The following is a 10,628-nucleotide window of genomic DNA, read 5'->3' on the forward strand; positions in this document are numbered from 1 at the left end:
TTTCATGCTATCCCCATCGGGTTCACCAAACTTTTTTCCTCCAATTCGTTGACAGATTGTTGGGTTTATACAACACTTGATTGTGTGGCAGCACGAAAAGAACCGAAGAGTCCGATTTTCAATCGGGTTCGCGTACTGAGGACTGAGCGCGACATGTCGCGCAACCAACTCGCGGAACTCATCGACGTGAACCCGCAGACCATCGGCGCTTTGGAGCGCGGCGACCACTCCCCCAGCCTCGACCTCGCATTCCGAATCTGTGAGGTCTTTGAGCTCCCGGTCGAAGCGGTTTTTTCGCGCAATGAATTCGCCCCTATGTCGAAGGAGCTATACCAGCGATGACTTCCATATCAAGACAGAACCGAGCATCACTTCCCGGCTCGAAAAGAGTACGCAACCAGAAAGCGACGCGTGCTCTCATCGCGGTTTACTTCGCTGGCCTGATCGTTGCGGCGCTACTGTTCGGCATCTCACTGATCGCAGAACTGGATTCGTGGCCGTTCTCGCTGTCGTACATCGTTGCTATGCTCCTCTCCATGGCCGCGTGGACCTATATCCGCGGGGCTAACGACAGCAAGGACCGGTTACCAGATTCGCAGCTCGATGAATACGAGCGCGACATCTTCGCTACATGGCGTCAACGCGCGTTCAAGGCGTATTCCGCGCTCACTTTCGTGGGCGGGGCTGGGTTTCTCCTGTATGCGAACTTCATCGCTGACTCTGCTAATAGTGCCGCTTACGAAACGGCCGGCCTGTACATGGTGTTCACCTACCTGTTTGTGGCCACCCTGCCGATGATCGGTTTCGCTGCCACCATCAACCGCGATCACCCTGAAGACCAGCCAGTGGAGGAATAATGACCACGTTAGAGATAAAGGACTTGCACAAAAGCTATGGCGACGTCACCGCGCTCGACGGCATGACTTTCGGTGTCGGTGACGGCGAGATTTACGGTTTCGTCGGCTCCAACGGTGCCGGCAAGTCCACCACAATGCGCATCGCGCTCGGCGTGCTCGAGGCCGATTCCGGTGAAGTCCTCCTCGACGGCACCCCGCTTGACGACGCCACGCGGCGCCGCATTGGCTACATGCCCGAAGAGCGCGGCCTGTACGGCAAGGAGAAAGTCCTCGACCAGCTGGTCTTTTTGGCTCAGCTCCACGGTGTCGACCGAGCCGCCGCGAAAAAGCGCGGCGAGGACCTGCTAGGCGAGCTCGGCCTGGGCGAGCGTGTGAACGACAAGCTTGACGATCTCTCGCTGGGCAACCAGCAGCGCGTCCAGCTCGCCGCAAGCTTGATCCACGACCCGGACATCCTCATCCTCGACGAGCCGTTCTCCGGCCTCGACCCCGTCGCTGTGGACGTCATGAGCACCATGCTCACCGACCGCGCCCGCAATGGTGTCCCCGTCGTTTTCTCATCCCACCAGCTCGACCTCGTCCAGCGCCTGTGCGACCGCGTCGGCATCGTCACCCGCGGCCGCATGGTCGCCGAAGGCACAGTCGACGAGCTGCGCACCCACGGCCCGATCCGCTACAAGGTCGGCACCACGGCCCGCGGATGGTTCCCGGAGGGCACGACGCTTATCGACGACGCCGCGAACCACGTCATCCTCGAGACCTCTTCCACCGGCGACGACCAGCGCATCCTGCACGCTGCCCTTGCCGCCGGCGATGTCCATGAATTCACCCGTGTCGTCCCCGACCTGACCGACCTGTTCAAGGAGGTTGTGAAGTAATGACCACGAGCACCTATTCCCCGCTCCACACCGTCCTCACCGCCGCTAAGCGCGAGATCCAGATTCTGTTCAGCAAGAAATCCGTGATCATCACCCTGGTCATCATGCTCGTGGCCATTCTCGCAGCCGTCGGTTTCGCGTCCTGGCAGAAGGATAAGGACCCAGAGGACAAAGCCACGCCGGTGGCGGTAGTCAACGTCGATAAGCAGACGCTCGAGGGGTCCGGCCTTGAGGCCCGCGATGTTGCCGACCGCGCGGAAGCCGAGAACCTCGTGCGTGACGGTGATGTCGATGCCGCGCTCGTCGCTGAAAACGACACTTGGCAGGTCATCTCCGACGGTCTTCCCGACACTTCCGTGATGACCACCGTGGATGCCCTCGCCGAGTCCTATTCACAAGCCGCCGCGCTGGAACAGCTGGGCATTTCACCCACCGACTTCCAGTCCGCCTCCCCAGAGATCAACGTCGAAGCAGTAAACATTGCCAATATCGACGAAGGCAAAGACGATGCTGCTTCCGAACAGGACTTCGCACGCCTGCTCACCGCATTCATCTTGCTCATGCTCATCGTGTTCATGGTGATCACCTTCGCCGCGCAGGTGGGCAGCCGCGTGACGGAGGAGAAGTCCTCCCGCGTCGTCGAGCTCGTCCTCGCTGCCGTCCGTCCGCTGGACTTCCTGGCCGGGAAGATCCTGGGCAACCTCGTCTTCGGCTTCATCTCCACCGCGATCTTGCTCGGCGCTGGTTTCGCCGCGCTGCAGTTCACAGGTCTGCTGGAAGATATCAGCATCGAATGGTCCATCCTGCCCATCATGCTCGTCTCCTACCTGCTGGCCATGCTCTTCTTCGCCGGCCTCTACGCCGCTGCCGGCGCGATGGTCCAGCGCACTGAAGACCTCCAGTCCACACAGATGCCCGTCCTGCTGCTGATCATTGTCAGCGCCTACATTCCGGCATTCGGCTGGATGGCCACAGACGCCACCTGGATGCAGGTGGCCAGCTGGATCCCGCCGGTATCCATCTTCGCCGCACCACTGTCGTACGCGGCCGGCGACTTCACCGCACTTCAGCTCACGGGCTCCCTCGCCCTGGCTGCCGTAGCGACCGTGGTCGTCGTCTGGATCGCCGCGCGCATTTACCGCCGCACCATCCTCAACAACGGCCAAACCACCAAGTGGTCGGAGGCACTGCGGGGCTAGCTTCCTATCTGGATCTGTTCCGTGCGCCTTAGAGGTGCCGGGACGGGTCCATTTTTTGATGGAGCACGCGAATCACAATCACGCCTCGATCATCGAGACGATAGATGATCATGTGACTGCCTGCGGCCCGTTGACGGTACCCAGAAATCCCCGGCACTAGCTTCCCCGAAGTCGGTTGATCGGCAATCCAGGCAAATTGCCTTTCCAAGGTTCGCAAATAGCGCTCCGCCTGTGCTGGCCCCCATTGAGTTTCGGAATAGGACCAGATTCCCCGCAGGTCCTCAACGGCTTCTTCCTTAAGCCGGTATGTCATTGCCACGCTTCATTTTTTCTATGAACTTATTGAAATCAAAGTCCTCTGCGAGACCAGACTCCTCCCCCTTCTGGATCTCACGACGCAGGACCTCTAGCCGCTGCTCGTAGTCCTCAATCATGCGGAGGCCAGCGCGGATCACTTCACTGGACGTTGCATAGCGTCCACTTGCCACCATCTGAGCGATGAATTCCTCATAGTGCGGCCCAAGGGTTACGGACGTGTTCTTAGCCATGCACCAATAGTACCAATTTTAGGTATCCGCTCCGTGTCTACCGCCGGGGACCCCTAACCCTGCCAGCACTACGCTAGTACCAGGCAGGCATAATGTCCCGTATGCCTTTAGGTGACGGCCCGCTCATCGTTCAGTCCGACAAGACTGTCCTCCTCGACGTCGCGCATCCGGAAGCTGCGCAGGCGCGTGCGGCGATTGCGCCGTACGCGGAGCTGGAGCGCGCGCCGGAGCACGTGCACACCTACCGCATCACCCCACTGGCGTTGTGGAACGCCCGCGCAGCCGGTTTCGACGCGGAGCAGGCCGTGGACGTCCTCGAGCGCTTCTCTCGCTTCCCGGTTCCGCAGGCATTGCTTATCGACGTCGCCGAGACCATGGCCCGTTATGGCCGCATCCGCTTGATCAAGCATCCGGCCCACGGCCTCATCCTCGAGGCTGACGACGCCGCGATCCTCACCGAGATCACCCGCAACAAGAAGATTCAGCCCATGGTGGGCGCGCTTATCGACGACACCACCGCCCCCGTCCACCCCTCCGAACGCGGCCGGATCAAGCAGGAGTTGACCAAGCTCGGCTGGCCTGTGGACGACCGCGCCGGCTACGTCGACGGCGAATCCCACCCAATCGAGCTCAACCACGACGGCTGGGAGCTGCGCGATTATCAGCAATACGCCACCGAGTCATTCTGGGAGGGCGGCTCCGGCGTCGTGGTGCTGCCCTGCGGAGCAGGCAAAACGATCGTCGGTGCGGCATCCATGGCGCAGGCGCAGACAACCACGTTAATCCTAGTCACCAACACGGTCGCTGGACGGCAGTGGCGCGATGAACTGTTGCGCCGCACCACGCTCACGCCAGAGGAGATCGGCGAGTATTCCGGCGAGCGCAAGGAGATCCGCCCTGTCACCATTGCCACATACCAGGTGGTCACACGCAAAACACAGGGCGAGTACAAGGCTTTGGAGCTGTTCGACTCTCGCGACTGGGGCCTGATCATCTACGACGAGGTCCACCTCCTCCCCGCCCCTGTCTTCCGCATGGCGGCGGATCTCCAGTCGCGCCGCAGGCTCGGCCTGACCGCCACGCTCGTGCGTGAGGACGGCCGCGAGGACGACGTGTTCTCCCTCATCGGCCCGAAGCGGTACGACGCCCCGTGGAAAGAGCTCGAGATGGCCGGCTACATTGCCACCGCCGAATGCGTCGAGGTCCGCACGGCACTCAGCTCCGAGGAAAAGATGGTGTACGCCACCGCCGAGACCCGCGAAAGGTACCGGGTGGCGGCGTGTAGTGAGGGGAAGCTGGGTGTCGTCGATAAGCTTCTTGCGCAACACGATGGCGAGCAGATCCTCATTATTGGGGCGTTCATCGAACAGCTCGAAGAGATCGCCGCACGCACAGGCGCACCGCTTATCGACGGCAAAACATCGACCACCCAACGCGAATCCTTCTTCGACGCGTTCCGGAGTGGCGAGCTGCGCACGCTGGTGGTCTCGAAGGTGGCGAACTTCTCCATCGATTTGCCGGAAGCAGCCGTGGGCATTCAAGTCTCCGGCACCTTCGGATCGCGCCAAGAAGAGGCGCAGCGGCTGGGGCGGCTGCTCCGGCCGAAAGAAGACGGCAAAGAGGCGCTGTTCTACACCATCGTCGCGCGCGACACTCTCGACGCCGAGTACGCCGCGCGCCGCCAGCGATTCCTCGCGGAACAGGGCTACGCCTACCGGCTTGTGGATGCCGCTGACCTCTAGGAAGATGCGTTCCGGAAGAAATCCCTAGACTCGTGGCCGAGAGATTGAAAGGTAGGTCATGATCGAAGTAAGCAACGTAAAGAAGACGTTATCTGGGGAACAGATCTTGCACGGAGTGTCATTCACCGCGCCGTCTGGGAAGATCACCGGGTTCCTTGGCCCAAATGGGGCAGGCAAGACGACGACTTTCAAAGTCGCTTTGAACCTGATGCAGCCCGATAACTCCGACGCCTCTGTCACATTCGACGGAGAACCGTTGAACTCTTTCCCGATGCCCTTCACTAAGGTTGGAGCGTCCCTGGAAGTCAACGCGATGGACAAGCGCCGTAAAGCCGTTGACCATCTGAAGGCCTACGCCCCGCTAGCGGACTGCCCTGATTCACGCATCGACCAGCTGTTGGACGACGTCGGCTTAGGGCACGCGAAGAAGAAGCGCGTCGGTTCGTATTCCATGGGAATGAAGCAGCGCCTAGCCTTGGCAATGACCATGCTCGGGGACCCCGACTTCTTGGTGTTGGATGAACCCGCCAACGGATTAGATCCCGATGGCATTGTGTGGCTACGCGAACATTTGCGTGCGCTCGCCGATCAAGGCAAGACGATTGTTGTTTCTTCGCACTTGCTCAATGAGGCTCAAAGGTTCATTGATTACGCGGTGATCATTAAAAACGGCCGCGTCGAGTATGAGGGAGATCTGGAGAGACTCAACGAGCTGTGCCGAGAGTACACCGGCCAGGACGTGAACGACTTGGAGGAAGCCTACCGCATCGTCACCGCAAGGGGGAATGATTAAAAGTGTTAGCACCGCAGCTCAAATCAGAATGGCGCAAAGCAACCTCAAGCACTGCTTGGTGGGCGCTAGGCGTGGTGATGGTGCTCGCTTACGTGGGCGTCAGCGCGTTCTTCGCTTTCGCGGGAGCGAACCTAGAAGCATCTCCGGTCAACCTGGATGATCCGGAAACCGTGCGCGGTTTGCTCACGGTAGGAATGGGGTTCGGCTTCGTGCTGCCCCTGATCCTCGGCATGCTCATTGTCAACCTTGAGTTCCAGAATAATACGATCCTTTATTCCCTGATCGGCAGCTCAAGCCGCTCGGGACTGTACACCGCCAAACTCATAACTGGGGCCTGTTCAGCAGGTTTATTCTCTGCGGTTGCAGCGCTGCTGACATCTGGCGCAGTCGGCGCGATTATTGCGGGCTCCGACTATTCGCACGATGTCTTCACCGGTGAAACCCTCAAAACGCTCGGACTTGTAGTACTTGTCGGTGCGCTCCTTGGAATCGCAGGCGGAGCAATCGGTGCGTTGATCACAAAACCACTGATAGCGATCGTGATCGTCATACTGTGGACGCAGATTATTGAGCCCATCATCCGCGTCATCGCCCCCTCTGGGGCGCAGAGCTATCTTCCTTCTTCGCTTATCGACGCCAGCCTAGGCGGAGGTTTCCTAGCAGAGATCTTCGCCTCTGAGTCGGTGCCCCAACCCACCGCGCTAGCTACTCTCGTGGGTACGACTGCGGTTCTGGCGCTGCTGGGAGGACTGCGGTTCACGCGACGGGACGTATGACGGGTCCGATCACGTCGGAGCACGTGCCTGCCTCCTAAAGTGGAGAGCATGCAGTTCCACTTCGATGTCGACGAGGCCTACGCAAAGCAGCACAACGAGATGCTCCGGGACACCCGCAAAGCGGTCATCTCCGGTGTTTCACTGTTCGTGATCTGCCTTGTCGCGGGCCTGGCCGTCTGGTTCCTTGTGGATCCCGCATCGCCGTGGCGGTGGATAGGCGGACTCGGCCTGATCCTGTTCGGGTTGATGATGCTGATTGTGGCCTTTCTGGTCCCCCGTTCTGTCGGTTCGGCCCAGGATCTGTACGACCGGTACCCGCTAGTGCCGGCGGTCATCGCTGAGGTCAACCCGCGCGACAGCGTCATCATGGCGCTGGTGAACGTCAACGTCGACGAGAATCAGCCGCCAACGTACGCCGCCGCGCTGCGGACCGTGACCTCGATCCCGGGAATCGAAGACCCCAAAAAGGGCATGAAACTGCCGGCCGTGGCGGTCGGCGGGCGCCGCACCTCCCGCGACACGGAACACTTCCAAGAGGTCACACCGATGCCGATTGCGTGGGCGACACCGGATGCGGAGGTCGTCGATAACGCGCGAGAAGCGATCCCGCAGGAACAGTGGCAGAAACTGGAAAAGGCCCGCAAGCGGTACAGCGAGGTCAAAGAGACCCCGTACAATTTGCTCGTTCTTTAGCGTCTTCCAAGAAGTCGACGGCCTACCTTTCAGGGAAGTTAAAAGATCCTACAAGATTGTTCATTTTGAATTTAGGCTCGGGAAACCTCGGGTTAGGGCGGCATGCCCACAGTGGATAGTGACCACTCCGACAACAACATGCCGAAGGTTTTCACGTGTTCACCAAATCCAAGTATTTCAAAACCATTGCGATCGTTTCCGGTTCCGCACTGTTCATCACCGCGTGCACCGCGGAGAATGAGAACGGCGAGAACGTAGCTGAAGAAACCGCTACCGCCACCGAAACCGATGTCGAAGAAGTCGACCCGGTCTACGGCGAGAAGAATGGCCTTGACCTGATTGAGCTGCAGGACGACAAGCCTGAGGTCGCTGAGGTTGAGGTTGATAATGAGCCTGACCGTATTGCCATGAACCTCATGGAGGACACCTCCACTGAGATGGGCTTCAACTGGTACACCAAGGACGACCTCGACGACTCCATCCTGCTCGTCTCCGAGCAGGAGAACATGTCCGACGCCATGGAGTTCCCTGCCGAGGCTACCGAGGTGACCAACCGGTACGCTGAGCGCGACCAGGATGGCTACTTCATCTACTCCGCTGCGACCTTCGACGATGAAGGCGACATGCTTGTCGACGATGAGGGTAACCCCGAAGAGGTCGAGGGCTACTTCACCGACGAGCAGATCGACCGCGAGAACACGAAGTGGACCGCTGACGGTTCCAAGCTTGCGCACCTTTCGCTTGTCGACGTCAAGGAGCACTCCAACAAGGCGACCGCCACCGGCTTGGAGCCCGGCAAGACCTACTACTTCCAGGTCGGGTCCGAATCCGAGGGTTATTCCGAGACTGGCACCTTCACCACCTCGAACCCGGATGAGGAAGGCTTCCAGTTCATTCACTACACCGACACCCAGAACGCCTACTGGAACGAGCACGTGAACAACGAGGCGGCGTACGGTGCCAACACCCTCGAGAAGGCCATGGAGGTCGCTCCGGACGCCAACTTCGCGCTCCACACCGGTGACTTCGTTGAGACCGCGGCCGTCGAGGATGAGTGGGTCGATAACCTCAACGCTTCCCACGACGCCAACATTAAGCTGCCGCACGCCTACACGCCGGGTAACCACGATGAGTACAACCTGCGTTGGGAAGAGGGCGTTCACGAGACCGCCTTCAACGAGCACACCAACGTGCCCGTCAGCAATGACAAGATCGATGGCGGCTCCTACTACTCCTTCGACTACTCCGGTGCACACTTCGTGGTGATGAACACCAACGACAACAAGGAGTCTGACGACAACCCGGACGAGGGTGCAGTCGGCCGCGAGCAGATGGAGTGGGCGAAGGAGGACATCCGTAAGGCCCGCGAGAACGGTGCGAACTGGATCATCCTGGCCTACCACAAGCCGGTCTACTCCGCGTCCTACCACTCCCTGCAGGACGAGGACGTCCAGGTCACCCGTGAGGAGTTCGTCCAGATGGCTGACGAGCTTGATGTCGACCTGGTTCTCCAGGGCCACGACCACAACCTGACCCGCACGAAGTCTCTGACCTACAGCCCGGACAACTTCTCCTACGGCGAAGTCGAGGACACCGAGAAGCGTGAGATCGACGGCGTTGAGCACCACGTCAACCCGGACGGCGTCACCTACGTCATTCCGAACACCTCGGGCACCAAGACCTACGACGCGATCTACCAGAAGGGCGCTGACCACGTTCACAAGGTCCGCGAGAAGCTCGACTGGATGACCGAGGAGGACGTCGACACCTGGAACGATCTCTTCGATGTCGCTGAGCAGCCGGAGAAGACTCCGAAGTTCGACCACAAGCACGACAACTACCGCCAGTCGACGATCCAGAGTTTCGCCGTCTACACCGTCACCGAGAAGGAATTCAAGATCGACTTCTACCAGGTCGAGGGTGACCTGCACAACGGTGAGGACCGCGAGGTCAAGCTGTACAACTCCTACGGCATCACTAAGGAGTAAATGCTCGCAGGTGGCTGATCACCCAGCCGCGTGAGACAAGAGAAGCCGGGCATAAGCCCGGCTTTTCGCATTGCTATCTGCTCACGCTTCTAGATGAACTGGCGAATGAGCGCAATGACCGCGACAACAACGATGACACCCTTGAGGAAGCGGTTGGAGACCCGCTTAGCAATGCGGGCGCCGACCAGTCCGCCAATGACACCGCCGGCCGCGAGGATGAGAACACCGAGCCATAGAACCTCAGCTCCAAAGAAGAGGTAGGCGATGAGGTACACCAGCGCGGCGACGGTGTTGACGATCATGGACAGGAAGTTCTTCACCGGGTTGACATCCTTGAACGACCTACCAGTGCCCACGCCCATGACAGCCAAGTAGATAATGCCTTGAGCCGCGGTGAAAAATCCGCCGTAGACGGACGCTAGACCCATCGCTCCGACGAGGCCAGGCTTCTTGTACGCCTCCCCCACAGGCTCGTCGCTTTCCGCCTGTACCTCGGCATTACGGGTCTCAGAATCCTTGCCCACACGCGCAAGCGTGTCGACGATCCGCTGCTGGAACACCACCAACAGTAATGCCACAACGATGAGAATGGGAATAACGAAGTCGAGCGCACGGGTCGGTGTGAACAATAACAGCAACGAGCCCGACGCCGCACCAATAATGGTCATGATGATCAGTGGACGCAGCCACGGCATCTCACGCTTCGTCTCGTGGCGGAAGCCCCACGCCGAACCAAAAGACGCGAACATCAGGCCGATCGTGTTGGTGCGTACCGCCACACCGGGTGGCACGCCCATGGCGAGAAGCACCGGGAGCGTGAGCAGCGAACCCGAACCCACAGCGGAGTTGATAATGCCCGCCATGATGCCCATGAAGAACAGCAGAATCGAGGGTAGAACGTCCACGGAAACCTCCCAGCAGGCAAACTATCAAGCCCTTGCATCGTACGTCACCAGGGAAGATGCGGCGAAATTGAGCGGCGTGATTGCGTTGGGAGGGGTTCATCCCGATGCGGCGTTATGGCGTCTTTGGGCGTGCGAAAAGCACCCTGGGCACGGTGTGTGTCCAGGGTGCTTGTGTATTGAGTTGTTTTTGTTGTTGTTGGTCGGCGGTAACTTACTCTCCCACACCCTCCCGGGTGCAGTACCATCAGC

12 protein-coding genes are annotated in these 10,628 nt (G+C 59.7%); 9 read left to right on the forward strand and 3 right to left on the reverse strand.

Translation table 11 applies throughout. The features are described from left to right. Positions 1 to 84 precede the first annotated feature (84 nt). The 4 genes from KBX18_RS09365 to KBX18_RS09380 are packed head-to-tail and all read left to right on the forward strand — an operon-like array spanning position 85 to position 2,934. Positions 85 to 342 (forward strand): helix-turn-helix transcriptional regulator, encoded by a 258-nt coding sequence (locus KBX18_RS09365; protein WP_255995779.1) that lies wholly within the window; start codon positions 85 to 87, stop codon positions 340 to 342. Then, positions 339 to 857: a hypothetical protein gene (locus KBX18_RS09370; RefSeq protein ID WP_255995780.1), complete on the forward strand. Its 519-nt coding sequence runs from the start codon at positions 339 to 341 to the stop codon at positions 855 to 857. The genes KBX18_RS09365 and KBX18_RS09370 overlap by 4 nt, the downstream gene beginning before the upstream one ends. Then, complete coding sequence (locus KBX18_RS09375; RefSeq protein ID WP_255995781.1) at positions 857 to 1,735, forward strand: ABC transporter ATP-binding protein; 879 nt, start codon at positions 857 to 859, stop codon at positions 1,733 to 1,735. The genes KBX18_RS09370 and KBX18_RS09375 overlap by 1 nt, the downstream gene beginning before the upstream one ends. Further along, a complete protein-coding gene (locus KBX18_RS09380) occupies positions 1,735 to 2,934 on the forward strand; it encodes an ABC transporter permease (protein ID WP_255995782.1) in 1,200 nt (399 codons plus the stop codon). The genes KBX18_RS09375 and KBX18_RS09380 overlap by 1 nt, the downstream gene beginning before the upstream one ends. A 28-nt stretch (positions 2,935 to 2,962) precedes the next feature. On the opposite strand, the gene KBX18_RS09385 is transcribed toward KBX18_RS09380, so the two are convergent. Both KBX18_RS09385 and KBX18_RS09390 read right to left on the reverse strand, forming a co-directional pair. Then, on the reverse strand, positions 2,963 to 3,247 hold the full coding sequence (locus KBX18_RS09385; protein ID WP_255995794.1) for a type II toxin-antitoxin system RelE/ParE family toxin: 285 nt from the start codon (positions 3,245 to 3,247) through the stop codon (positions 2,963 to 2,965). Then, positions 3,231 to 3,482: a type II toxin-antitoxin system ParD family antitoxin gene (locus KBX18_RS09390; protein ID WP_005291485.1), complete on the reverse strand. Its 252-nt coding sequence runs from the start codon at positions 3,480 to 3,482 to the stop codon at positions 3,231 to 3,233. Before KBX18_RS09390 ends, KBX18_RS09385 begins: the two co-directional genes overlap by 17 nt. 101 nt (positions 3,483 to 3,583) lie before the next feature. On the opposite strand from KBX18_RS09390, the gene KBX18_RS09395 reads away from it, so the two are divergent. The 5 genes from KBX18_RS09395 (at position 3,584) to KBX18_RS09415 (ending at position 9,474) form a co-directional block, all read left to right on the forward strand. Next, positions 3,584 to 5,224 carry a DNA repair helicase XPB gene (locus tag KBX18_RS09395; protein WP_255995783.1) on the forward strand — a complete coding sequence of 547 codons (1,641 nt, stop codon included), beginning with the start codon at positions 3,584 to 3,586 and terminating at the stop codon, positions 5,222 to 5,224. A 58-nt stretch (positions 5,225 to 5,282) separates the two neighbouring features. Continuing rightward, complete coding sequence (locus tag KBX18_RS09400; protein WP_255995784.1) at positions 5,283 to 6,017, forward strand: ABC transporter ATP-binding protein; 735 nt, start codon at positions 5,283 to 5,285, stop codon at positions 6,015 to 6,017. A 2-nt stretch (positions 6,018 to 6,019) separates the two neighbouring features. After that, positions 6,020 to 6,793 (forward strand): ABC transporter permease, encoded by a 774-nt coding sequence (locus KBX18_RS09405; RefSeq protein WP_255995785.1) that lies wholly within the window; start codon positions 6,020 to 6,022, stop codon positions 6,791 to 6,793. A 48-nt stretch (positions 6,794 to 6,841) separates the two neighbouring features. After that, the gene (locus tag KBX18_RS09410) at positions 6,842 to 7,486 is read left to right on the forward strand and encodes a DUF3239 domain-containing protein (RefSeq protein ID WP_255995786.1); all 645 of its coding nucleotides are present in this window, start codon (positions 6,842 to 6,844) and stop codon (positions 7,484 to 7,486) included. A 155-nt stretch (positions 7,487 to 7,641) separates the two neighbouring features. After that, positions 7,642 to 9,474, forward strand: a complete 1,833-nt coding sequence (locus KBX18_RS09415; protein WP_255995787.1) for a metallophosphoesterase family protein — start codon at positions 7,642 to 7,644, stop codon at positions 9,472 to 9,474. 89 nt (positions 9,475 to 9,563) lie between these two features. Here the strand turns inward: KBX18_RS09415 and KBX18_RS09420 are convergent, their stop codons facing one another. Beyond that, a complete protein-coding gene (locus KBX18_RS09420) occupies positions 9,564 to 10,379 on the reverse strand; it encodes a sulfite exporter TauE/SafE family protein (protein WP_255995788.1) in 816 nt (271 codons plus the stop codon). Between the last annotated feature and the right edge of the window lie 249 nt (positions 10,380 to 10,628).

The sequence above is a fragment of the Corynebacterium sp. CCUG 69979 genome (assembly GCF_024454095.1).
GTDB lineage: Bacteria > Actinomycetota > Actinomycetes > Mycobacteriales > Mycobacteriaceae > Corynebacterium > Corynebacterium genitalium.

Excerpts from the sequence above, each read along its gene's own strand:
- KBX18_RS09380 (WP_255995782.1), top strand. The coding sequence starts at position 1,735 with ATGACCACGAGCACCTATTCCCCGCTCCACACCGTCCTCACCGCCGCT.
- KBX18_RS09385 (WP_255995794.1), bottom strand. The coding sequence starts at position 3,247 with ATGACATACCGGCTTAAGGAAGAAGCCGTTGAGGACCTGCGGGGAATC.
- KBX18_RS09400 (WP_255995784.1), top strand. The coding sequence starts at position 5,283 with ATGATCGAAGTAAGCAACGTAAAGAAGACGTTATCTGGGGAACAGATC.
- KBX18_RS09375 (WP_255995781.1), top strand. The coding sequence starts at position 857 with ATGACCACGTTAGAGATAAAGGACTTGCACAAAAGCTATGGCGACGTC.
- KBX18_RS09370 (WP_255995780.1), top strand. The coding sequence starts at position 339 with ATGACTTCCATATCAAGACAGAACCGAGCATCACTTCCCGGCTCGAAA.
- KBX18_RS09395 (WP_255995783.1), top strand. The coding sequence starts at position 3,584 with ATGCCTTTAGGTGACGGCCCGCTCATCGTTCAGTCCGACAAGACTGTC.
- KBX18_RS09390 (WP_005291485.1), bottom strand. The coding sequence starts at position 3,482 with ATGGCTAAGAACACGTCCGTAACCCTTGGGCCGCACTATGAGGAATTC.
- KBX18_RS09410 (WP_255995786.1), top strand. The coding sequence starts at position 6,842 with ATGCAGTTCCACTTCGATGTCGACGAGGCCTACGCAAAGCAGCACAAC.